The sequence below is a fragment of the Mesorhizobium sp. M1399 genome (assembly GCF_040317735.1).
GTDB lineage: Bacteria > Pseudomonadota > Alphaproteobacteria > Rhizobiales > Rhizobiaceae > Mesorhizobium.
The window spans coordinates 23440-47624 of record NZ_JAMYKZ010000012.1 but is presented as its reverse complement, the minus strand read 5'-3'; the positions used below and the strand labels follow the sequence as shown (position 1 = coordinate 47624).

Below are 24185 nucleotides of genomic sequence, written 5' to 3'. Positions count from 1 at the left end.
CCATGATGATGGCCAACAAAAGCGAGCTTCTCGACATCGAAAAGGGATTCTGGACCGGCGACGCCGACTATTTCAAGGCCAACGCCGACACCGAATGCCTGGTGGCCTTCCCGCAGATGGCGCGGGTGATGAGCAACGCCGATCTGGCCAAAACCGCGACGGAGCCGAAGCGCTGGCGCGAGCTCGACATCGACCTCAAGGGCATCATCGAGCCCGGCAGCGACATCGTCATGCTGACCTACGAGGCGCGTGCGACCCGGCAAAATGGCGAAGCCTATGCAGCACTGGTCAGTACCGGCTATGTCCACCGCGTCAATGGCTGGAAGATGATGTTCCATGCACAGACACCGCTGGTGACGGCGACCAAGGGCTGACCGGCCGGTAGAGCAATTCCAGGAAAAGTGTGAACGGTTTTCCGTGCGGAATTGCGTCAAAACACAAAATAGACCGGTTCGGCGTTTCCGTGAAACGATGAACCGTTCTAGATCACGGAAAAAACACAGCCTCGCCCTTTAGCGCCTCGGCCAGCATCTTCTCGTACTTGCCACGTGGCACGTCGATTGCGCCGAAACGTTTGAGATGCTCGGTCGTGAACTGCGTATCGAGCAGCGCAAAGCCGCGCGCCTTCAGGCGCTCGACCAGATGAACCAGACAGGCCTTCGAGGCGTCGGTCTCCCTGGCAAACATGCTCTCGCCGAAGAACACCCGGCCGAGCGACACCCCGTAGAGCCCGCCGACCAGCCGGTCGTCGTGCCAGGCCTCGACCGAATGGCAATGGCCCATCCGATGCAGCTCGACATAGGCTTCGCGGATTGGTGCGTTGATCCAGGTCGACCGCCGTTCCTCGCGTCTTTCGGCGCAGGCGTCGATCGTCGCCTCGAAATCGAAATCGATGCGGAATTCGAACAGATCCTTGCGGATCGTCTTCCTCAGGCTCTTCGGGATGTGGAAACCGTCGAGCGGAATGATGCCGCGCGTCTCCGGCCGCACCCAGAACACCTCGGGGTCATTGGCATTTTCGGCCATCGGGAAGACGCCGGAGGCATAGGCTTTGAGCAACAGGTCGGTCGGGATGCGATAGCCGGGTGCGTAGGGGCGGGTCATCGCGTCGCCCCTGTGTCACTCGCCTTTGGCCAGATATTTTTCCAGCCAGTGGATGTCGTAGTCGCCATTGGCGATGTCGGCGTTGCCGACGAGGTCGCGAAACAGCGGCAGCGTGGTCTTGATGCCGTCGACCACGAATTCATCGAGCGCGCGTCGCAGCCGCATCATGCACTCGACGCGGTTGCGGCCGTGCACGATCAGCTTGCCGATCAGGCTGTCGTAGTAGGGCGGGATCTTGTAGCCGGAATAGACGCCGGAATCGACGCGGATGCCGAGGCCGCCTGGCGTGTGGAAGTGGGTGATGGTGCCCGGCGAGGGGGTGAAGGTGCGCGGATCCTCGGCATTGATGCGGCATTCGATAGCATGGCCGTGGAAGCGGATATCTTCCTGGCGCACCGAAAGCCCGCCGCCCGAGGCGACGCGGATCTGCTCGTGCACGAGGTCGATGCCGGTAATCGCCTCGGTCACCGGATGTTCGACCTGCAGGCGCGTGTTCATCTCGATGAAATAGAACTCGCCGTTCTCATAAAGGAATTCGATGGTGCCGGCGCCGGAATAGCCGAGATCGGCGATCGCCTTGGCGCAGACGCCGCCAATATGTGCGCGCTCCTCGGCATTGAGCGCCGGCGAGGGCGCTTCTTCCCAGACCTTCTGGTGGCGGCGCTGCAGCGAGCAGTCGCGCTCGCCGAAATGCACGCCGCGCCCGGCGCCGTCGCCGAACACCTGCACTTCGATATGGCGCGGCTTCTGCAGGTACTTCTCGATATAGACGGCGTCGTCGCCGAAGGCGGCGCCCGCCTCCGAGCGTGCCGTCTGCAGCGCCACCTCGAGGTCGGCCTCGCTATGCGCCACTTTCATGCCGCGCCCGCCGCCGCCGGCCGACGCCTTGATGATCACGGGGTAGCCGATCTCGGCGGCAATGCGCTTGGCCTCCTTTTCCTCGGTGACCGCGCCGTCGGAGCCGGGTACCACGGGAATGCCGAGGCGCTTTGCGGTGCGCTTGGCCTCGATCTTGTCACCCATGATGCGGATATGGTCGCCGGTCGGGCCGATGAAGGTGATGTTGTGCGCTGCGAGGATGTCGGCGAACTTGGCGTTCTCCGACAAAAAACCGTAGCCGGGATGCACCGCGTCGGCGCCGGTGATCTCGCAGGCGGCGACGATCTGGTGGATGTTGAGATAGCTGTCGCGCGACGGCGGCGGGCCGATGCAGACGCTCTCGTCGGCGAGACGCACATGCATGGCGTCGGCGTCGGCGGTCGAATGCACCACCACCGTCTGGATGCCGAGCTCCTTGCAGGCGCGCAGCACCCTGAGGGCAATTTCGCCGCGATTGGCGATAAGGATTTTCTGGAACATCTTTCGCCTGTTCCCGGCTCTACTCGATCACGACGAGCGGCATGCCGTATTCGACCGGCTGCGCATCTTCGAACAGGATCGCCGTCACCATGCCGGCGCGCGGCGAGGGGATCTGGTTCATCGTCTTCATCGCCTCGATGATCAGCAGCGTCTGGCCTTCCTTGACCTTCTGGCCGATTTCGATGAACGGCTTGGCGTCGGGCGACGGTGCCAGATAGGCGGTGCCGACCATTGGCGAGGCGACGGCGTTCTTCGACACGTCGGGCGTCGCCGGCGCGGCCGCTGCCGCAGGCTGCGTTGCTGCCGGGGCATAGGCCGGCGGCGCTGCGGCGATCGCATGGACGGCCGGCGCCTGCCGCGAGACGCGCACCTTCAGATCGCCCAGCTCGACCTCGATCTCAGTGAGGTTGGTGTCGTTCAGTATGCCCGCCAGGTCGCGGATCAGCTGCTGGTCAACACCGTTCTTCTTTATCGACATTTTCGAGCCTTCTGTTTGTTGGCCGGTCATAGGCGTTCAGCCAGCGCCTGCAGCGCCAGCGTGTAGCCGAGCGGCCCGAACCCGCAGATCATGCCGACAGCGACCGGCGCGACCATGGAGACGTGGCGGAATGGTTCCCGCGCGTGGATATTGGAGAGATGCACCTCAGCGACCGGCAGCGGCGCGACGGCGCGGATGGCATCGTGAATGGCGATCGAGGTGTGGCCGTAGGCGCCTGGATTGATGACGATTGCGGCGGCCTTCTCGGCGGCCTCGTGGATCCAGTCGACGAGGTCGCCCTCATGGTTCGACTGGCGGAAATCGATCTCCAGCCCAAGTGCGGCACCCGCCTGCTTGCAGTCGTCGGCGATCGCCGCAAGCGTCTTGCCGCCATAGATGCCCGGCTCGCGCTTGCCGAGCGCGTTGAGATTGGGGCCGTTCAGGACGAAAACCGTTTTCAAAAAATGCCGACCTTTTTCCCGGCGCGGCTAAGCCGGCGCGCCGGACCCTCTATAATGGGCATAGACGCTGGCGAAAAGAGCGCAAGTGCGTTCTTTCGCCGTCCACAACAGCCGGAAAACGGCCCGCGCCGGAAACCCGCAGCCTGATCGAAACCCGAACGCTAATCAGAGTGCGGCCTTCGCCGCCTCGATCTTTTCGGCCAGCACTTCCTGGCCGAGCGCGCCGAACACAACCTCGTTGCCGACGACATAGGACGGCGTTCCGGTGATGGCGAGCTTGGTGGCAAGATCATAGGTCTTGGAGAAGGCCTCAGTGATGCTCGGGTCCTTCATCTTTTCGCGCAGCGCCGCCTCGTCGGCGCCGAGCGACAGCGCCACCTTGATTGCCGCCGCCTCGGTGGCGCGCCCCTGGCCGCCGAGCAGCGCGTTGTGGAATTCGCCGTATTTCTCCGGCTTCATCAAGTGGAAGGCCATCGAGACGACGCTCGCCTTCTGCGAATCAGGGCCGAGGATCGGGAATTCCTTGAGCACGAAACGCAGGTCCGGATCGGCCTTGGTCAGCGCGCGCATGTCATCGATGGCGCGTTTGCAGTAACCGCAATTGTAATCGTAGAACTCGACGATGGTGACCTTGCCGTTCGGATTGCCGACAACGCCGTCGAAGGCGGAGTTGAAAATCTGGTCCTTAGCGTCTTTGATGACGCCGAGACTGGCGACGCGCTGTTCTTCCTTCTGCTTGGCCTCGAGCGCCTGCTGGGCTTCCAGAAGCACTTCCGGGTTCTTCAGCAGATAGTCGCGGACGATGCCTTCGACTTCGGTGCGGTCGAGCTTGGTTTCCGAGGACGCCGTCTGGACAAGCTGCGCCGTGCCGGCCTTCGCCGTCTGCGGACTTCCGGCGACGAAGCCGAACGCCAGCATGGCGAGGGCGGCTGCCACTCCGGTAGTGCCCAGCAGAATTGCCTTGGTCATGATCCTCGATCCTCTAGCCTGTGTTCGGGTCCGCTCGGTTCGGCTGTGTCGCAGCGTGCGTCCGAAAGGTTCACTTCTTCTTACCTGATGGTGCGTAGTTTATAATGTCCTGCGCGCGAAGCCAGCCCGGCTCGCCCCGCTTCATGCTCTGCTGCGCCCGCATGGCGAAGATCTTCGCATTCTTGTAGTCGCCGGAATAGAAATGCCCTTCGGCGGTCGCAAGCTCGGCCGCCGGGATGTTGCCGAGTTCGCCATAGGCCTGTGCCAGATAGCGGTATCCGGCGGCGTTTTCGCGATCCCGCCCGAGGCCCGTGTTGATCTGCGCCACCGCCTTCTTCAGCGAATCCGGCGTGCCGATAGCCATCAGCGCCTGGCCGTACGAGACCGGCAGCAGCCCGGATCGCGCCGGATCGAGGCTGACCGACCTGGCATAGGCGTCCGCCGCATCCTTCGGCCTGTTCGCCTTCATCAGGATGTCGCCGCGCAATTCCTGGAAATAGGGATTTTTCGGCTGTTCCTTGATCAGTGCGTTGGTCTTGGTGAGCGCCGAGGCCAGATTGCCGAAGAGATAGGTCATCTGCGCGTCGCCATAGCGCGAGGCGAGACTGCCGGGGTTCTTGCGTATCAATCGCGACGCCGCGGCCTGTCCTTGCATATAGGCGGCGATCTTGATGCGCATCATGTCGTGGCGCTGCTGCAGTGTCGGTGGGTCGACCTTGTCGAGGTAAGGGCTCTGCTTCACCAGCACTTCGAGATTGGCGATACGCTCCTGCGGCATCGGATGGCTGATCTTGTAGGGATCGACTTGGGCGCCCGAGAGCGACAATGCATTCTGGAAACGGCTGAACGTCTTCAGCATGCCCATGCCGGACTGGCCGGTAGCATTGAGATAAGCGATTGCCGAGCGGTCGGCGGTCATCTCTTCGGTGCGCTGATAGGCGAGGATACTGCGTTGCGCCATCTCGCCGCCGCCGGCCATCACGCCCATGCCGGCCCCAGCGAGGCCGCGGCTATTGCTGGTGGCGCCGGCCACCATGGCGCCGGCGCCAAGCAGCGTCGCCAGGATTGCCATCGTCTTGGCGCGCTCGAGCTGTTCGCGCAACTTTTGCTGGTGTCCGCCGGCGATATGGCCGGCCTCGTGGGCGATGACCCCGATGATCTCGTTGGGGGTTTCGGCTGTCATCAGCGCGCCGGTGTTGATGAACATGCGGCGGCCAGCAACAAAGGCGTTGAAGCTCTGGTCGTTGACCAGCACGATGTTGATGGCGTCGCCCGATAAGCCGGCCGCTTTGAAGATCGGCCGTGCGTAATCCCGCACCAGCGCCTCGATCTCGGCATCGCGCACCACCGGCACATTCTGCGCAAACGCGTTGACCGAGCCAGCCATGGCTAGCACCGCGGCAAGCGAAAGCGTCGCGAAGGCGCGCGCTGTCCTGGCGATCGTCGATCTGGGTCGGCTTAACATGGCAGGTCCACTGGTAGACGAGCGGGCGAAGGATGAAAAGTCGGCACCTTAAAACTTACCGAACTTGTGATCCCCACATCAATCGGGCATTTGTGCGGCGCGGCCTGCATGGCCGGCACGTGCGGACAAGTGTGGTGGATTGAAAAATGGTTGTTTCGCTTTCGCGCCGCGGCGCCGTCGAGCCGTTCCACGCCATGGACATCCTGGCCGAGGCGAATCGGCTGAAGGCCAAGGGCGTGCCGGTCGTTTCCATGGCAGTCGGCCAGCCGTCCGACCCGGCACCGGCCGGGGTTCGCGAAGCGGCGGCGAGCGCCTTGAAAGCAGGCCGCATCGGCTATACCGACGCGCTGGGCCTCGCCGGCCTGCGCAAGGCAATCGCGGCCCATTATGGCGAGCATTACGGGCTTGACGTGCCGCCCGAGCGGGTAGCCGTTACCACCGGATCGTCGGCTGCCTTCAACCTTGCCTTCCTGGCGATGTTCGATCCGGGCGACCGCGTCGCCATCGCCGCGCCGGGCTATCCGGCCTATCGCAACATCATGGCTGCGCTCGGCATCGACATCGCCGAGATCGAGCTCGGCGGCGCCGCCTATCTTCATGCCGAGCACCTGAAAGCCGCGCACCGCGAAAAACCGCTGAAAGGCGTGCTGTTCGCCAGCCCGGCCAATCCGACCGGCGCGGTCATTCCCGCCGGCGATCTCGAGGCGCTGGTCGAGACGGCGCGCGAGCTTGGCATCGCCGTGATCTCAGACGAGATCTACCACCGGCTGGCCTATGCGGCGCCCGACACGACTGCGCTGTCTTTCGGCGCGGACGTGACGGTGATCAATTCCTTCTCGAAATATTATTGCATGACCGGCTGGCGCATCGGCTGGATGGTGCTGCCGCAGGATTTGGTGCGGCCGATCGAGCGCATCGCCCAGAGCCTCTACATCTCGCCGCCCGAACTGTCCCAGATTGCCGCGATCGAAGCGTTCAAGGCGACAGAAGAGCTGGAGGCGGTGAAGGCGCGTTACGCCTGGAACCGCGAGCTCTTGATGCAACGCCTGCCGGACCTCGGCTTTGCGCTTGCTGCGCCCATGGACGGCGCCTTCTACGCCTTCTGCGACGTCACCCGGCACACCAACGACAGCATGGCGTTTGCGCGCAGGATGCTTGCCGAGGCGCATGTGGCGGCGACGCCCGGCCGCGATTTCGATCCGCTGCAGGGCCATCGCACGATGCGCTTTTCCTACGCCGGCAGCCACGACGACATGGTCGAGGCGATGGCGCGTATCGAACGCTGGCTGAAGTAGCGGGGACGACGATGCCGGAGCTTGAACAGGCGCCGCAACGCGGACAGGCGCCCCAACTTGGACAGGCGCCCCAGCTTGAACAGGCACTGCGCGAGGTTGCCGCCGAAATGGCGGAGCGTGCCGATCGCGGCGACGTTGCCAGCTATATTCCGCAGCTGAGCAAGATCGACCCGAAAAAATTCGGCATTGCCGCGGTGACCAATGACGGCCGCGTGCTGACCGCGGGCGACGCCGACGAGGCATTTTCGATCCAGAGCATCTCAAAGGTATTCACGCTGACGCTGGCGCTCGGCAATGTCGGCGACGCGCTATGGCAACGGGTCGGACGCGAACCGTCGGGCAATCCGTTCAACTCGATCGTCCAGCTCGAGCACGAGAACGGCATTCCGCGCAATCCGTTCATCAATGCCGGCGCCATCGTCGTTTCAGACATCCTGCTTGCCGGCCATCAGCCGCGCGAGGCGATCGGCGAGATCCTGCGCTTCATCCAGTTCCTGGCCGATGACGACACGATCATCATCGATCGCGAGGTCGCGGCGTCCGAACGTGCCACCGGCTTTCGCAATTTTGCGCTTGCCAATTACATGAAATCGTTCGGTAATCTCAATCACGCGCCGGAACTGGCGCTGGGCGTTTATTTCCACCATTGCGCGATCGCCATGAGCTGCCGGCAACTCGCCCTGGCCGGGCGCTTTCTCGCCAATGGCGGCAACAATCCGGCGACCGGGCATTCCGTCGTCTCGGCCGAGCGCGCCCGCCGCATCGGCGCGATGATGCTGACCTGCGGCCATTATGACGGCTCCGGCGACTTCGCTTTCCGTGTCGGTATTCCCGGCAAGAGCGGCGTTGGCGGCGGCATATTGGGGATCGTGCCGGGCGTCGCCTCGCTTGCGGTGTGGTCGCCTGGCCTCAATGCCAATGGCAATTCCAGGCTGGGCTCGATCGCGCTGGAGAAACTGGCGAAGATGATGAACTGGTCGATCTTCGCGCCATAGTGCCTGTCGCCTGGAATTGGCACGAAGAAATCCCGCGCAGCCAGTCAGCAGCGCGGGATTCTTTTAATCAGAAAGTCTGGCTAATACACGGAAAAGCTTAGAAAAAGCCCTTCCGCTGCCACCAGCCGGCACGCTTCGGCTTGTCCTCGGCCTTTGCTTCCTCGGTCTTTGCCTCGTCGGGGACGATCGAGGAGACGACCGGCACGACCGGAGCATCCACCGGTGCGGGTTTGCGCCGCGACGGCCGGGCTTTCGGCGTTTCCTTGCCAGCCGCCACTTCGGTCTCCTGCCGAACCGGCGCAGCGGTCTCGCCGGAAGCCACCGCCGCGGCTTCGGCGGCCGATGTCTCGGCGCCCGCAATCTCGGCAACTGCTTCCGCCGCGGCCTTCTTCGGCTTGGCGGCGCGGCGCGGCTTCTTCGGCTTTTCGGCGCTCGGCGTGTCGTCGTTCGCCGGAGCACGCACCGCAAGCTCTTCGGCCGGCGGCGCGCCTTCCGGCTCGGCGGTCACGGGCTCTGCTTCCAATACGGCACCTTCTGTCATGCCGGCCGGCTCGCCGGCGCTGGCTTCGACGCCGTCCTCACCGTCTTCACGGCGATTGCGCTTGCCGCCGCGCTTGCCGCGCCGGCGCTTCTTGCCGTGACCGTCGTCCGCCGCTTCCGCAGTTTCGGCAACACCGGCCGGCGCTTCACGTTCCGCTTCCGCGCCTTGCTCGGCGGCGGCTACGAGGGCATCGTCGGTCGGCGCCGAAACGGAAGCACCTTCCCCGGCAGCGGCCTGTTCACGATCCCCGTGTTCACGATCCCCGTGTTCGCGATCCCCGTGTTCGCGATCCTTGCCGCCGCGCCGTCTGCGGCGCTTGCGGCGCTTGCGATCGCGGCCTTCGCCGTCCTCGCCGGACCTTGGCTGCTGCGGCTGCTGGGCAGGGCGTGGCTGCTCAGCCTGCACCGGTGCCTCCTCTTCCTCCTCGATGACGATCTCGTCCTCGGGTTCTTCCGGCTCGACATAGGCCGGGAACGTGCGGGCCTCGACAAAGCCTTCCGGCTTTTCGGCCAGCGCGCCGCGGAAGATGGCATAGTGTTGTGCACCGACCGTGTCATCGGCTTCGATGGTGATGGTCACGCCGAAGCGGTGCTCGAATTCCACCAGCGTGCCGCGCTTGTGATTGAGCACATAGAGCGCGGTCGCTGCCGGCGTCCGCACCGTGATGTGGCTGCGCGAATCCTTGAGCAGGAATTCCTCGATTGCCCGCACCACCATCAGCGCAACCGACGAATCGGAGCGCACATGGCCGGTGCCGCCGCAATGCGGGCAAGGCTTCATCGTCGATTCCAGCACGCTGGCACGGATGCGCTGGCGCGACATCTCCATCAGCCCGAAATGCGAGATGCGGCCGACCTGAATGCGGGCGCGGTCGTTCTTGAGGTGATCCTTCAGCCGCTTCTCGACGGAGCGGTTGTTGCGGTTCTCCTCCATGTCGATGAAGTCGATGACGATGAGGCCGGCGAGATCGCGCAGCCTCAATTGCCGGGCGACTTCCTCGGCGGCTTCCAGATTGGTGTGAAGCGCGGTGTCCTCGATCGAGTGCTCCTTGGTGGAACGGCCCGAATTGACGTCGATGGCGACCAGCGCTTCCGTCTGGTTGATGATGATGTAGCCGCCGCTCTTCAGCGTCACCTGCGGCTGCAGCATGCGGTCGAGCTGCGCTTCGATGCCGTTGCGCACAAAGATCGGCGTCGTGTCGCGGAACGGCTGAACCACCTTGGCGTGGCTCGGCATCAGCATGCGCATGAAGTCCTTGGCCTCGCGGTAGCCTTCTTCGCCGGAAACCAGGATCTCGTCGATATCCTTGTTGTAGAGGTCGCGCACCGACCGCTTGATCAGGCTGCCTTCCTCATAAACCAGGGCAGGGGCCGTGGATTGAAGCGTCAGATTGCGGACATTTTCCCAAAGCCGCATCAAATATTCGTAGTCGCGCTTGATCTCTGCCTTGGTGCGGCTTTCGCCGGCCGTACGCAGGATGACGCCCATGCCTTGCGGCACTTCGAGATCGGCGACCACTTCCTTCAGCCGCTTGCGGTCTTGCGCATTGGTGATCTTGCGCGAAATGCCGCCGCCGCGCGCCGTGTTCGGCATCAGCACCGAATAGCGGCCGGCCAGCGACAGGTAGGTGGTCAGCGCCGCACCCTTGTTGCCGCGCTCTTCCTTGACGACCTGCACCAGCAGGATCTGCCGACGCTTGATCACTTCCTGGATCTTGTACTGGCGGCGCACCGGCTTGCGGCGGTTGCGCACTTCTTCCAGCGCGTCTTCGGCGCCGACCGATTCGACCTCGTGATCGTCCGAATGCGAGGATTGCACCTCCTCCAGCATGCCGCGATCATTGTCTTCGGACGTCGCTTCGCCGCTCGTCTCGGCCCCGCCTGTCTCGACCTCCCTTGTCTCTACTTGCGGGACGGCTTCCGAGATTACGTCGGCGTCGACGCTGGCAGCGATGGAACTGGATCCGCCTTCGGACGGCTCGGTCTCGCCGCTATCGGCGACTTCATCACTCTGTCCGGCGGCATCCTCGCTCTGTCCGACAGTATCGGACATGGTGTCGCCGCCGTCGGCAGCGGCATCCAGGTTCTCTGCGACGGCATCTTCGCCGCTCTCGCCATTCTCACCGTCGGACGCGCCTGCCTCGCGCCTGTGCTCGCCGCGGTCGCGGCTCTTGCCGCCACGCCGGCGTCCGCGCTTGCCGCGGTCGCGGCTCTGGCGGTCGTCGCCCTCGGCGGCTTCCTCGTCCTCTTCGTCCTGGGCTTCCTGTGCTTCCGCACGCAGCAGCGCCTGACGGTCGGCGACCGGAATCTGGTAATAGTCGGGGTGTATTTCACTGAAGGCGAGGAAACCGTGACGGTTGCCGCCATATTCGACGAAGGCTGCCTGGAGGGAAGGTTCGACGCGCGTTACGCGGGCGAGATAGATGTTTCCTTTGAGCTGCTTCTTGTCCTGGGATTCAAAGTCGAATTCTTCAATACGGTTACCGCGAACGACGACAACGCGTGTTTCCTCCGGGTGGGAGGCGTCTATCAGCATTTTGTTGGGCATTATTTCGTTTCCCCCCGGCAGCCGTCGGCCGCAGCTTGCGGGGCAATGCCCGCTGCCGTGGACCTGGAACATGGGTGCCGGACAATTGAACGTCCGCCGGCCGCTGCCTGAGCGCCATGGCGGTGCCGCCCGCAGCCGTAGTGGCGCGGTTTGTTGCGGACCTTTCCATGATTGCGCTTGAAGCCATCGTAACCAGCAGAACCTTTTGAACCAAAGCCCGGGAAAAACCGGACCAGCTTGTTTGCTCATACAGAGCCGGCGCGGGACAATCCCGGCCGTTTTGCTCACGCAGGCGATTCCCCCGCCACGGGAGCACGCCTGCGAAAATCGTCGCGATCACCGATGCCTTCTTCGCCTGAAGCGAAAGGAGCCGTCTTGCGTCTGACCTGTAGCAGGAAGCTGCGGAGGAGGACGGTTCCAGGATTGCAGTGATCCACCATCGCTTTTATGATTTGGCGGGTTGGAAGGCAACCCCGATTCCCGACGCCGGCAAAAAGCCGTTCCGCAACGGAAGCCCAGGTTCCAAGCCTTCCATGAAAAGGCTTGGTTAACCTTCTCTGGATACCAATCGTTAATCGAGTTCGCGGCCTGCCGGCACTTTGACAAGCAATAGGGCACTTTGACGAACGATCGGGCATGACGCCAAACAGGAGCGACTGGTAGAAAGATGGGACTGGCAGGCTTCGCAGACAAGGGCCGTCATCATGGAGGCTGGTTGTTCCGCACCGCCTGCCTGCTGCCGCTGATCCTGGCTTGCCTAGTCTTTCCGCCACTTTCGCGTGCTGCCGACGTACCGATCGGCGCCACAAGCTACAAGATGGCCGGCGATGCCACCAAGATGCGCATCGTCATCAATTTCGACCGCGATCCCGACATCAAATGGTTCCTGCTGCGCGGCCCCAATCGTCTGGTCATCGATCTGCCGGCCACGAGATTCGCCCTAAATGCCAAGGATGTGAAGCCGCGCGGCCTTGTCCGCGTCGTGCGTTACGGCGGACTCGGCGAGGGAAAATCGCGGCTGATTCTCACCGGCAAGGGACCGTTCGCCGTCGACAATCTCGACGTGCTGAAGAACGATGACGGCAGTGGCTACCGCATCGCCATCGACATGTCGGCGGCGTCGCAGCGGGAATTCGATGCAGCGCTCGCCAATCAGGCGCTGACCACCGGCTCGACAGTCTCTGCCGACAAGGCCGGCAGGGTCGGTACCGGGCCGGTCTCCAATCCGGGCCATCGTTTCACCGTCGTCGTCGATCCCGGCCACGGCGGCATCGACGGTGGTGCCGAGGGCCTGAACGGCACTGTCGAGAAGAACGTGACGCTCGCCTTTGCCATGGAACTGCGCGACAAGCTCACCGCCAGCGGCAAATATGACGTGTTCCTGACGCGCGAAACGGACGAGTTCCTGCGGCTCGACGATCGCGTGCGCATTGCTCGCCAGCATGAGGCCGACCTGCTCATCTCGATCCATGCCGACACGATCAGCCTCAAGGGCATTCGCGGCGCAACCGTCTACACCGTGTCCGACAAGGCTTCCGATCCCGAGGCACAGGCGCTTGCCGACCGTGAAAATCTTTCCGACCAGTTCGCCGGCATGGAGATCAAGGACGACAGCAAGGAAGTGACCGATATCCTGATCGACCTGATCCGCCGCGAGACGCATAATTTTTCGATGAGCTTCGCGCACACTCTTGTCGGCCAGCTTTCCACCAGCGTCGGCCTGATCAACAACCCGCAGCGTTCTGCCGGCTTCAAGGTGCTGAAGGCGCCGGACGTTCCGTCCGTGCTGGTCGAACTCGGCTATCTGTCGAACGCCAAGGACGAAGCGCAGTTGCTCAGCGCCGATTGGCGCAACAAGGCGACCCAAAGCATAACCAACGCCGTTGCACTGTTTGCTTCGGCCAAGAGCGGAACGGGGGCCGGAGGCTGAAATGCCCGCCGGCGCCCACAACCTGAGGCAGCGTTGCACGGCGACAACACCCTGTGCTTTTATTTCCGGCATTCGAAACCGAAATTCCACGCTGCCGTATTTTGCCCACATGGTCGCGACATGGCTTTTGCGATTACGGGTTGGGATCGTCCCGAAAGCTTGCGCGAAGGGCGGCTTCGTTTAGGAAATTCCCGAACCAAGGACTGGAGCGGGTATGATTCGTCTCATTGGCTATTTCTTCGGCATCGGCACGACGCTGGCCCTTTTGGTCGCGGCGGGCGTGGCGATCTATATCGGCCATTTGTCGAAGGACCTGCCCGATTACGAGGTGCTGGCCAAATACGAGCCGCCGGTGACGACCCGCATCCACGCGTCGGATGGCGCGCTGATGGCCGAATATGCGCGTGAGCGGCGGCTTTATCTGCCGATTCAGGCGATCCCGGATCGAGTCAAGGCGGCCTTCCTGTCGGCCGAGGACAAGAACTTTTACAATCATCCCGGCATCGACGTGACCGGCCTTGGCCGCGCCATTGTCGTCAACCTGCAGAATCTTGGCTCGGGAAAGCGCCAGGTCGGCGCCTCGACCATCACCCAGCAGGTGGCGAAGAACTTCCTGTTGTCTTCAGACCAGACCTACGAGCGCAAGATCAAGGAGATGATCCTCGCCTTCCGCATCGAGCAGGCCTATTCGAAGGATCGCATTCTCGAGCTCTATCTCAACGAGATTTTCTTCGGTTTCGGTGCCTATGGCGTCGCCGGTGCTGCGCTCACCTATTTCGACAAATCGGTGAACGAGCTCACCGTGGCCGAGGCTGCCTATCTTGCCTCTCTGCCGAAGGGGCCGAACAACTATCATCCCTTCAAGCATGCCGATCGCGCCTTGGAGCGCCGCAACTGGGTCATCGACCAGATGGTCGAGAACGGTTACGTCACCCATGAAGAAGGCGAGAAGGCCAAGGCCGAGCCGCTCGGCGTCACGCCGCGCCGCACCGGCAACTATCTCTTCGCCGGGGAATATTTCACCGAGGAAGTGCGTCGCCAGATCATCGCGCGCTACGGCGAGAATGCGCTCTACGAGGGCGGCCTTTCCGTCCGTACCACGCTCGATCCGAAGATGCAGTTGATTGCCCGCAAGGCCATGCAGAACGGTCTCATGAAGTTCGATACGCTGCGCGGCTACCGCGGGCCGGTCACGAGCATCGATGTTTCCGGCGACTGGGGCGTGCCGCTGGGCAACGTCAAGCGACTGGAGGACGTGCCGGAATGGTCGCTTGCCGTCGTGCTCGATAGCTCGGCCACCGGCCTGTCCATCGGCCTGCAGCCGACGCGCCAGATCTCCGGCGAAATCGTCAAGGACCGCCTCGAAGGCACCGTCAGCAAGGAAGACATGAGCTTCGCCATGCGCCACGTGGTCGACGGCAAAACCGTCAAGGCGAAGTCGCCGGCCGACGTGCTGAAGCCGGGCGACGTGATTTTCGTGCAGAGGAACGACGGCTCGGACAACAGCTACAGCTTGCGCCAGGTTCCCGAAGTGGAAGGCGGCCTGATCGCCATGGATCCGCATACCGGACGCGTCCTGGCCATGGTCGGCGGTTTCTCCTATGCGCAGTCGGAGTTCAACCGGGCGACGCAGGCCATGCGCCAGCCGGGGTCGTCGTTCAAGCCGATCGTTTATTCGGCCGCCCTCGACAATGGCTATACGCCCGCCTCTGTGATCATGGACGGGCCGATCACCATCCAGAGCGGCAACACGACCTGGACGCCCAAGAATTACGACGGAACGGTGGCCGGTCCGGCGACCTTGCGCTCCGGCATCGAGAAATCGCGCAATCTGATGACGGTGCGGCTTGCCAACGACATGGGCATGAAACTGGTCGTGGAGTATGCCGAGCGTTTCGGCGTCTACGACCATCTCGCGCCGTATCTGCCGATGGCGCTGGGTTCCGGCGAGACGACGGTGATGCGCATGGTATCGGCCTATTCGATCATGGCCAATGGCGGCAAGTCGATCAAGCCGTCGCTGATCGACCGCATCCAGGACCGCTACGGCAAGACCGTCTTTAGGCAGGACGAACGCGGCTGCTCAAACTGCAACGCCGCAGAATGGCAGAACCAGCCAGAGCCGGAGTTGGTCGACAATTCCGAGCAGGTGCTCGATCCGATGACCGCCTACCAGATCACATCGATGATGGAGGGCGTCGTTCAACGCGGTACCGGCGCCACCATCAACGAACTCGGCCGTCACATCGCCGGCAAGACCGGAACGACCAATGACGAAAAGGACGCCTGGTTCATCGGCTATACGCCGAACCTCGTTGTCGGCCTTTATATGGGCTACGATCAGCCGAAAGGTCTTGGCAAGGGCGCGACCGGCGGCGGCCTTGCTGCGCCGATCTTCAAGGATTTCATGCGCGTAGCGCTGGACGGCACGCCCAATGTCGACTTCAAGGTTCCCGAAGGCATGAAGCTGATTGCGATCAATCGCAAGACCGGCATGCGGGCCAACGAGGGTGACGCCGGAACCATCATCGAAGCCTTCAAGCCGGGTACCGGTCCCGCCGACAGCTATTGGGTGATCGGCATGGGTGCGGACGGCTCCAACGCCACCGGCGGGGCGCTGTCGCCGCAGGCCAACCAGGCTATCCAGTCGGGCGGCGGCGGGCTCTACTGACAATCGTTACATCCGGTCGGGCCGGCTTGACGATCATGGTCGAGCCGGCCCATCCCGCTTTACAGGGGCCGGTGCTTTACAGGGGACATTGCCGTCCCTATGTATCGCGCCACCAAACCGCCATTCAGCAACAGGACAGAACAGCCAGCCATGCGCGCGGAAACGCAAAATATTGTCGACGAGATCAGGCAGGCGATCACCCTGCTGAGGAGGCATCTTTGACTGGGACCAGGCCATAAAGCGGCTTGAGTACCTGAATGTCCGCGCCGAGGATCCGAGCCTCTGGAACGAGCCGTTGGAAGCGCAAAAGCTGATGCGCGAGCGTCAGGGCCTCGAGGAAGGCATTGCCGCGGTCAAAGGCCTCACCCAGGCTCTGGAAGACAATATCGGCCTGATCGAGCTTGGCGAGGAAGAGGGCGACGAGGGCGTCGTCGCGGAGGCCGAGGCGGCGATCCGCTCGATGCGCGGCGAGGCCAAGGCGCGCCAGATCGAAACGCTGCTGTCGGGCGAGGCGGACGCCAACGATAGCTATCTGGAAGTCCATGCCGGCGCCGGCGGCACCGAAAGCCAGGACTGGGCCTCGATGCTTCTGCGCATGTATACGCGCTGGGCCGAGCGCCGCCGCTTCAAGGTCGAGGTGCTGGAAGTGCATGACGGCGAAGAGGCCGGCATCAAGTCAGCCACGCTGCTGATCAAGGGCCACAACGCCTATGGCTGGCTGAAGACGGAATCCGGCGTGCATCGTCTCGTGCGTATTTCGCCCTATGACAGCAATGCGCGCCGCCACACCTCCTTCGCCAGCGTCTGGGTCTATCCCGTCATCGACGATACGATCGACATCGACGTTTCCGAATCTGACGTCCGTATCGACACGTATCGTTCTTCGGGATCGGGCGGCCAGCATGTCAACACCACCGATTCGGCGGTCCGCATCACCCATCTCGCCACCGGCATCGCGGTTGCCTGCCAGGCGGAGCGCTCCCAGCACAAGAACAAGGCTAAGGCCTGGGAAATGCTGCGCTCGCGGCTTTACGAGGAAGAGCTGAAGAAACGCGAAGCGGTGGCGAACGCCACCGAAGCGTCGAAGAGCGATATTGGCTGGGGCCACCAGATACGGTCCTACGTGCTGCAGCCCTATCAGCTGGTGAAAGATCTGCGCACCGGCGTCGAGAGCACCAGCCCGTCGAGCGTGCTCGACGGCGACCTCGACGATTTCATGGAGGCCTCGCTGTCGCAGCGCATCGAGGGTGGCGCCGGAGAAACGGTGGCCGACATCGACTGAAGGCGGGCACCAACCCGGCAATTTCAATCCATCACGCGAGAGTTACGGCCACGGCGCGAGAGTGACGAGTTCTCAGCTTGAACTTACCTGTCGTTCTACAACTTTGTTTTTCATCAGAATTTCCAAAATCGATTTCCGCTTTTGACGCGAATGCTTCGAGCCTGCCGGTGCCGAGCCCGGAACCACTGCGAGCCGAATTCCGTTATTGGCAACCCTCGCTGCCGGGGGTGATCGTACCAGTCTCGTCAACCCGGCCGGCAGGCTGGTTCCGGCCGCAGAGGTCGGCGTTCGGTTTGCGACAGCAATTCCTTGCGCCGACCAAGGAATCAGCCCAGCATCCAAGCGCTGGGGAGGAAAAAAGCATTTATGGCCGGGCGCGGCGTATCTGCGACCTGACGATCCGGCCACTGGGAAGACACGTTCCGGGAACGGGCAAGCGAGATGCTTGACAACCGTTGATAGGAACTGCGCCCATGCCTGCTCTTACAACCAGACCGGCCCATGCCGTTCACACGGCGCGCCGATTTCTGAATTCCCTTGTCGCGGCAGTGGTTTTGATAGCTGCCGCGATGCCATTCGCGGCGCCTGCTCTGGCGCATGATGCCAAGCCGACCGCGGCCATGCCGCAAGGCTGGAGCTATCCGTTCTCCTGCTGCTCGGGCTATGACTGCCGCGAGGTTGCGCCGATATCTATCGGCGAGCGCCCCGAAGGCTATGTCATCAAGGGGACAGGCGAAGTCGTGGCCTATAGCGACAAGCGCATCAAGAATTCGCCCGACGGCGCATATCACTGGTGCTCGGTCGCCGGCGCCAATGACGGAAAGACCATCTGTCTGTTCGTGCCGCCATCGTCCTATTGATGCATGTCGCCCCCAAAAGCTTGCCCTTGGGCTTGACCCGAGGGTGTGCAGGGTTTTTGGGATCGACACGCCCTCGATTGGGTTACAACACTTTTGAAACTGCGCATTGCAGACGACAGATCTGCTGACGGAGAGTTGTCAGGAGCGTTTCTTTATGGTGCCTTGCCGTAGGGGCGGCGGGCATTGTGAGGGACTAATCCATGACCATCAAGGCAAGCTGCCACTGCAAGGCGACGACGTTCGAGGTTTCGCAAGCGCCGCAGACGGTGACGCGATGCACCTGTTCCTTCTGTTCGAAACGCGGGTCGTTGTGGGCCTATTACCCGCCATCGCAATTCAGGCTTACCAGCCCGCCCGAGAATGTTTCGTTCTACCGATGGGGATCGAAAACCATAAAACACGGTTTTTGCGCCACCTGCGGCTGCGGCACCTTCACCGAAACGCCGGACTGGTCGACGGGCGAGCCGAATTTCGACAATCCGAAGATCAGCGTGAATTCGCGGCTGTTCGACTATTTCGATCTCGACAAGGTCGAAGTGGTGGTCATCGACGGCAAGAACCTCTGGTAGACGGTCGAATTGCGGTGGTCGCGCGAGCCGCTGGCAGCCGGGTGGAATGAGCCGGGGAAAGCGGCGGCAGCGGCTTTTGCTGGTCCGCTTTTCGCCGCATTTCATGTTACAAGTCGCTGGAAGGGCTGATGCGGTACGCCGTTGCGCGGCCGTGGAATGGAGAGGGACCACCATATGAAAAAGATTGTGCTCGCCGTCGTGGCGACGGCTGTGCTTGTGAGCGCATGCACCACCGATCCCTACACCGGCGAGCAGAAGGTTTCCAACACCGCTGCCGGCGCCGGTCTGGGAGCGCTGGCGGGTGCCGGGCTCGGTATGCTTGCCGGCGGCAACGACCGCCGCAACGCGCTGATCGGCGCCGGCATCGGTGCGCTTGCCGGCGGCGCCATCGGCGCCACCATGGACCAGAACGAGGCCGAACTGCGCCGGCAGCTTGAGGGCACCGGCGTCAGCGTCACCCGCACCGGCGACCAGATCATCCTCAACATGCCGTCCGACATCACCTTCAACGTCGACCAGGATGCGGTGAAGGCTGGTTTCTATCCGGTGCTGAATTCGGTTGCCCTTGTGCTGAAAAAGTTCCGGCAGACCACCGTCGACGTGTTCGGCCACACCGACTCGACCGGCGGCGACGAGCACAATTTCGACCTGTCGCAGCGCCGCGCCCTGGCGGTCGCCAACTATCTGTCCGGGCAGGGCGTCGATTCCCGCCGCTTCGCCGTCACCGGCTTCGGCAAGACGCGTCCGATCGCCTCCAACGCGACCGCTGCCGGCCGGGCTCAGAACCGCCGCGTCGAGATCCAGCTGTCGCCGCTCACCTGAGGCAAGCGCATGAACCGAGAGCGGCTCCGTACGGGGCCGCTCTAATGGTTATGCCGGACCGCCGGCCGCCGGCGCGCTGCGTTTGTGATATCAGGACCGGGCCGGCTGATCGACAATCGCGGCAACGATCCGGCGCACGATCGGAAGCACAATCAGCAGGCTGGGAAACGCAACAAGCCATGAAGCGCCCCATGCATAGCTCCAGGCCGCAATAAACCCGTCCGTCCAGCCTGCGCCGATTGCCGTCGAAACCGCCGAGACAATCGAGGACATCAGAATCGAAAGAACCAACGGCATCACCACCGCGCCGTAGGAGGGCGGCAGCTTTCTCAATTTGAAGGCTCGGTCCGGTGATGCTTGCATCGAAATCTCCTAATCAGAAAGTGTGCGTAAGCGTTATTGTGAGGACGATCAGGCGGCATGTGCCACCGGCAGCGCCAATTCCCGAATGAAGCTTCGCAGCGAACGCGGCTCGCGGCCAAGCGCGGCGCGCAACGCCAGGCTGTTCCCGCCGAGGCCGTATTTGGCGTAGTGGGTGTGTACTTTGGCCAGCATCTGCAACTGCCGGTCGGTATAGGGAAGGCGGGCTTTCGCCGCCCAGTCCTGAAATGTCGGCTCGCCTGCTGAAACCGGCCGGCCAAGCGCCTCGCTGATCATGGCAACGACCTCTTCGCGGCTGTGCATACCGTCGGCGCACAGCTCGAGGGTCGCATAGGACAAACGCGTTTCGGTCAGTGCGATCGCTGCCACTTCAGCCACGTCGCGATAGTCGACGCGGGCCAGCTTCGCCGTCTTTGGAAACGGCTCGGCGAAAACGCCATGCTCGACGACGGACGGCCAGGCCGCCGCGATATTTTGCATGAAATTGGCCGGGTGCAGAATGGTGTATTCCATGTTCGTCGAATAGAGGGCAGCTTCGACCGGTACCTTGCTTGCATGGTTTTCCAGCCTCGTATTGGTGGGCTGGATCACAGATGAGAAGACGAATTTCCGAACGCCTGCACGCGCCGCTGCCTCAACCATGGCAACCCCCATGGCGGCTTCGTCGGGAGCAAAGGCCGGTCCGATGTGGAAGACACCGTCGACACCTTCGACGGCCTGTTCAAGGCTTTGATGGTTGCGCAGATCCCCGATCGCGATCTCGGTTGCGCCGGCTTTCCGGGCTTTTTCGGCAGCCGCGGCGTCACGAACAAGCGCTCTAACCCTGGCATTGCGGCGGGCGAGTTCAGGCACCACCAAACCGGCAACGCGGCCTGCGGCGCCTACGACCAGGACGGTTGGACTGGGTGTTCGCATGACGATCTCCTTCCCTCGAGTCTGCCTTTCGGCCTGTGCAGGGAAGATAAAATCTAGCGAACTGCGTTACAATTGATCGATGTGGCGATAGTTTATCCCGATTTTCGGGAGAAATACGCGATGAGCCGGATAGATGATTTCGAAGCCTTCATTGCCATTGTCGAGCATGGCAGCCTGACGGCTGCCGCACGCCGGCTGAACCGCTCACTGCAGTCGGTCAGTCGGTCTTTGGCGACATTGGAGGAATCCATCGGGGTCGAGCTTCTGCACAGGACGACGCGCCGCTCGACGCCGAGCGAAGCCGGTGCGGCCTTTTTCCAACGCATCAAGCCCGCCATCGAGGAAATAAACGAAGCCAGGCTTCAGGCGGCCAACCGACGATCCGAGCCGTCCGGCATCCTGCGTGTGAGTGCCCCGGTTCTGTTCGGCCCGGATTTCCTGATGCCGGTCATCGCCGACTATATGCGGACATATCCCCAGGTTGAGGTTGACCTCCAGCTTTCCGATGAATTTGTCGATCTGGATGCCGTGGGTCTCGATCTGGCGGTCCGGATCGGCGATTTGCCGGATTCCAGTCTACGGGCGAAGCGGCTGGGGGCGTTGCGGCGCGTCGTGTTCGGCGCACCTGCCTACTTTCGGCAACGCGGCCGACCGGCCCATCCGCTTGAATTGCGTGAGCATGAATGCATCGTACGAACTGTTGACGGCCGCCCGGGCGAATGGATGTTTCAGATTGAAGGCAAGCCCCGGCCGGTGAAGGTCGCGGGCACCTTCCGGTCCAATTTGATGATATCGATCTATGCAGCCGCGGTTCACGGCTTAGGTCTGGGCTACTCCCCGCTTTGGCAGGTAAAACACCTGGTGGACGATGGCCGCCTGGAACTGGTTCTGACCGAATTCGAGCCGGTGCCGGTGCCGATACACGCCGTGTGGCCGGAAGGCAGGTCGTCCTCGGCCAAAGTACGCGCTTTTCTGGACCTGTTGGCATCTCGCCTGGAGCTCAGGAACCTTTAGGGCCCAAACCAAACTGAGCGCCGATCTTACCTCATCGATATCAAGTTCGTGATCAGAACTGCCTTGACGGCGTCGGGTGCTGGTTGATGGACCTCCAAATGACCGATGTCGTTCAGCTGATCGATCGTCAAATCTGCCAGTGCCCTGCGTCTTGCGGCGGTCCGCCGCCATCTCGTGAATGCAGCGATCATCATTGCTGCGCTTTTCAAGCCAGACCCAAGCAAGCGTTTGGACATGCCGCGGGCGGCGCGAGTTTCCGTGTGAGCCATTGTTTTGGTCTCCCATTTCGAGTTTGCGGATGGGAGCGTGCCACGCAGGTGTTTTCGGGCTGTTCGGCTGTGTGTGAACAATTGGGAGGAGTCCGACGATCCGCCGTTAAATCGGTGTTAAATCGATCCACCGAGATGCTATTCTGTCGCTGCGGTCGAAGTCTGGAGACGATTTGTGCGCATCCGGTTGCTTGGTGGCCTGGAGGTTACTTCCCCGGAGCGCCGGCCCGTCCGGTTCGCCACACGCAAGACTTCGCTTCTTTTTGCTGCTCTGGTTCTCGCAGGCCGCCGCGGCCATCGTCGCGAGCAGCTTTCCGAAGCCTTTTGGCCGGGGCGAAGCAATGGTCAGGCCCGCAATAGTTTGCGTCAGGCGCTGGTCGACATCCGGCGCACGTTCCCCGCCAGCTCGGATGCAACCGTCTACATCGATGGGGATCAGGAAACCGTCGCGCTTATTGCCGGTCCGGATGAGGCGGACATCTCGATCTTCGACCGGAAGCTGGAGGAGGGCCGGACCACTGATCTCGCCTTCGCCGCCGATCTGTACCGCGGTGAGCTGCTTGCCGGGCAAGCCATTCCTGACGAACTGGACGAGTGGTTCAGACCTTATCTGAGCAAGTATCAGCGCAAAGCGCTGCAGTTGGTCGATCGGCTGAGCCTGGCGCTGCCCGCACCCGGCTCAGCGGAAGAGACGGCCTGCGAAGGGCTCGCGGAGAGATTGCTCGCCCCGGATCCGACGGCGGAGGCGGCCCATCGGGCGCTGATCCGCATCCACGCTCATCGAGGTCACGAAAACGCCGCCTTACGCCAGTTCGAGCTGTGTCGGGCAGCTTTGAAAAAACATCTGGATGCAGAGCCTGAGGAGCAGACAAGCTCGCTGGCGGCTTCTCTGCAGTCCCGTGAACGACCTGAACGTCCGCGGCCGGAGCCAAGCTCCGGCGTCGCATCACTGGCGCAGGTTCTGGCGGCCCCGACGAGGCGCGACGACCACCCATCGGTAGCGGTGCTGCCGTTTCAGAATCTAAGCGGTGATATGGAGCAGGAATATTTTGCCGACGGTATGGTGGAAGACATTGTCACGGCCTTGGCTCACTTTCGTCACCTGTTCGTAGTCGCACGGAATTCGAGCTTCACCTACAGGGGACGGTCCGTAGACATAGAGCAGGTCGGGCGTGAGCTGGGCGTGCGCTATGTGGTCGAGGGAAGTGTTCGCCGGGCTGGCGACCGCCTGCGCATCGCCGGGCAGCTCATCACACCTCGACAGGGGCCTATCTCTGGGCCGACCGTTTTGACGGAGCGCTCGCCGAAGTCTTCGATCTGCAGGACCAGGTCGCCTCGAGCATTGTCGGCGCAATCACACCGAAAATGGAGGAGGCTGAGATCGAGCGTGCCAAACGCAAACCGACTGAAAGCCTCGACGCCTATGACTACTATCTCCGCGGGCTGGCGGCCTTTGACCGGACGATCACTAGTAGGTCGGCCATTGACGATGCCTTGCGCCTCTTCATGAAGGCGATCGACGGTGACCCGGAGTTTGCCGCAGCCTATGCGCGGGCGGCGCGGTGCTACGCTACCCGAAAAAGCAACGGCTGGATGGTCGACCGCGCGAAAGAGAATGCCGAGGCTACTCGACTGGCCAGGAGAGCGGTCGAACTCGGAAGGGACGATGCGATTGCGCTTTCCTTCGGTGGATACGTGCTCGGCTACGTAGGTGGCGACCTTGACGACAGTGCGGCTTGCATCGATCGCGCGCTCGTTCTCAACCCGAATCTAGCGGCCGCGTGGGGCCTAAGCAGCTGGGTCAGGGCTTGCTTTGGCGAGCCAGGCAAGGCCGTCGAGCACGCCGCGCTTGCCATGCGCCTAAGCCCATTGGATCCACGCCTGTTCGCTTGGCAATTCAACACCGGGCTCGCTCATTTTTGTGCCGGCCACTACGATGACGCCGCCACTTGGGCGGGAAAGTCGCTGCGGTACCAACCGAACTACGTGAGCGCGATGCGTGTAGTGGCGGCGAGTCATGCCCTTGCGGGGCGCCTGTCGGAAGCGCAGCAGATGATGGCCCGGGTCTGCGAGCTCGATCCCTCGCTGCGGCTTTCGAATCTTGCCGAGGTGCTGCCGCCGTTTTATCGACCGGACGATCGCAGCAGGTACATCGAAGGCCTTCGCAAGGCGGGCCTGCCGGACTAACGCCATCTCAGCGTGAGGCGAGGCCGTCTTATGCCGGCTTCGTGCTTCGCGCGTCGGCGGGACGCGCGAGC

The 24185-nt window shown here is 62.6% G+C and carries 19 protein-coding genes and 1 pseudogene; 11 read left to right on the top strand and 9 right to left on the bottom strand.

What is annotated here, in order from left to right; genetic code table 11:
* Positions 1-5: 5 nt before the first annotated feature.
* Positions 6-374, top strand: coding sequence for a hypothetical protein (locus NKH05_RS21510; RefSeq protein ID WP_023717474.1), 369 nt, complete (start codon positions 6-8; stop codon positions 372-374).
* Between the two features lie 112 nt (positions 375-486).
* Here the strand turns inward: NKH05_RS21510 and aat are convergent, their stop codons facing one another.
* The 6 genes from aat to NKH05_RS21480 form a co-directional block, all read right to left on the bottom strand.
* Positions 487-1104: a leucyl/phenylalanyl-tRNA--protein transferase gene (aat, locus tag NKH05_RS21505; RefSeq protein WP_023717475.1), complete on the bottom strand. Its 618-nt coding sequence runs from the start codon at positions 1102-1104 to the stop codon at positions 487-489.
* 15 nt (positions 1105-1119) lie between these two features.
* A complete protein-coding gene (gene accC / locus NKH05_RS21500) occupies positions 1120-2463 on the bottom strand; it encodes an acetyl-CoA carboxylase biotin carboxylase subunit (protein ID WP_352484553.1) in 1344 nt (447 codons plus the stop codon).
* Positions 2464-2482: 19 nt separating this feature from the next.
* Positions 2483-2941 (bottom strand): acetyl-CoA carboxylase biotin carboxyl carrier protein, encoded by a 459-nt coding sequence (accB, locus tag NKH05_RS21495; protein WP_352894820.1) that lies wholly within the window; start codon positions 2939-2941, stop codon positions 2483-2485.
* Positions 2942-2967: 26 nt separating this feature from the next.
* Positions 2968-3402, bottom strand: a complete 435-nt coding sequence (aroQ, locus tag NKH05_RS21490; protein WP_353026017.1) for a type II 3-dehydroquinate dehydratase — start codon at positions 3400-3402, stop codon at positions 2968-2970.
* A gap of 165 nt (positions 3403-3567) precedes the next feature.
* Positions 3568-4371: a DsbA family protein gene (locus NKH05_RS21485; protein ID WP_023717479.1), complete on the bottom strand. Its 804-nt coding sequence runs from the start codon at positions 4369-4371 to the stop codon at positions 3568-3570.
* Between the two features lie 70 nt (positions 4372-4441).
* A complete protein-coding gene (locus tag NKH05_RS21480; RefSeq protein WP_352496196.1) occupies positions 4442-5836 on the bottom strand; it encodes a M48 family metalloprotease in 1395 nt (464 codons plus the stop codon).
* A gap of 146 nt (positions 5837-5982) precedes the next feature.
* Between NKH05_RS21480 and NKH05_RS21475 the strand changes: the two genes are divergently transcribed.
* A complete protein-coding gene (locus NKH05_RS21475; RefSeq protein ID WP_352587620.1) occupies positions 5983-7131 on the top strand; it encodes a pyridoxal phosphate-dependent aminotransferase in 1149 nt (382 codons plus the stop codon).
* 11 nt (positions 7132-7142) lie between these two features.
* Complete coding sequence (locus NKH05_RS21470; protein WP_352484558.1) at positions 7143-8126, top strand: glutaminase; 984 nt, start codon at positions 7143-7145, stop codon at positions 8124-8126.
* Positions 8127-8223: 97 nt separating this feature from the next.
* On the opposite strand, the gene NKH05_RS21465 is transcribed toward NKH05_RS21470, so the two are convergent.
* Positions 8224-11214, bottom strand: a complete 2991-nt coding sequence (locus tag NKH05_RS21465; protein ID WP_352496194.1) for an Rne/Rng family ribonuclease — start codon at positions 11212-11214, stop codon at positions 8224-8226.
* A 667-nt stretch (positions 11215-11881) separates the two neighbouring features.
* On the opposite strand from NKH05_RS21465, the gene NKH05_RS21460 reads away from it, so the two are divergent.
* From NKH05_RS21460 to NKH05_RS21435, 6 genes are all read left to right on the top strand, one after another.
* The gene (locus tag NKH05_RS21460; RefSeq protein ID WP_353026015.1) at positions 11882-13144 is read left to right on the top strand and encodes an N-acetylmuramoyl-L-alanine amidase; all 1263 of its coding nucleotides are present in this window, start codon (positions 11882-11884) and stop codon (positions 13142-13144) included.
* Between the two features lie 214 nt (positions 13145-13358).
* Positions 13359-15815 (top strand): penicillin-binding protein 1A, encoded by a 2457-nt coding sequence (locus tag NKH05_RS21455; protein WP_023717485.1) that lies wholly within the window; start codon positions 13359-13361, stop codon positions 15813-15815.
* A gap of 150 nt (positions 15816-15965) precedes the next feature.
* A protein-coding gene (gene prfB, locus NKH05_RS21450; protein ID WP_352496193.1) for a peptide chain release factor 2 occupies positions 15966-17097 on the top strand; the annotation gives its coding sequence in 2 pieces (ribosomal slippage) (positions 15966-16031 and positions 16033-17097; 1131 coding nt in all).
* Between the two features lie 473 nt (positions 17098-17570).
* Complete coding sequence (locus tag NKH05_RS21445) at positions 17571-17957, top strand: hypothetical protein (protein WP_023717488.1); 387 nt, start codon at positions 17571-17573, stop codon at positions 17955-17957.
* 200 nt (positions 17958-18157) lie between these two features.
* Positions 18158-18526: a GFA family protein gene (locus NKH05_RS21440; protein ID WP_352791694.1), complete on the top strand. Its 369-nt coding sequence runs from the start codon at positions 18158-18160 to the stop codon at positions 18524-18526.
* A 174-nt stretch (positions 18527-18700) separates the two neighbouring features.
* Positions 18701-19348 carry a YiaD family glycine zipper/OmpA-like lipoprotein gene (locus NKH05_RS21435; protein WP_023717490.1) on the top strand — a complete coding sequence of 216 codons (648 nt, stop codon included), beginning with the start codon at positions 18701-18703 and terminating at the stop codon, positions 19346-19348.
* Positions 19349-19438: 90 nt separating this feature from the next.
* Here NKH05_RS21435 and NKH05_RS21430 read toward each other — a convergent pair whose 3' ends face one another.
* Together NKH05_RS21430 and NKH05_RS21425 are read right to left on the bottom strand one after the other, a co-directional pair.
* A complete protein-coding gene (locus tag NKH05_RS21430) occupies positions 19439-19711 on the bottom strand; it encodes a DUF2798 domain-containing protein (protein ID WP_023717491.1) in 273 nt (90 codons plus the stop codon).
* A gap of 48 nt (positions 19712-19759) precedes the next feature.
* Positions 19760-20644, bottom strand: coding sequence for an NmrA family NAD(P)-binding protein (locus tag NKH05_RS21425; protein WP_353026014.1), 885 nt, complete (start codon positions 20642-20644; stop codon positions 19760-19762).
* Between the two features lie 120 nt (positions 20645-20764).
* Between NKH05_RS21425 and NKH05_RS21420 the strand changes: the two genes are divergently transcribed.
* Together NKH05_RS21420 and NKH05_RS21415 are read left to right on the top strand one after the other, a co-directional pair.
* Complete coding sequence (locus NKH05_RS21420) at positions 20765-21658, top strand: LysR family transcriptional regulator (RefSeq protein WP_352717370.1); 894 nt, start codon at positions 20765-20767, stop codon at positions 21656-21658.
* Positions 21659-22102: 444 nt separating this feature from the next.
* A pseudogene (locus NKH05_RS21415) lies at positions 22103-24114 on the top strand (BTAD domain-containing putative transcriptional regulator).
* Positions 24115-24185: the final 71 nt, after the last annotated feature.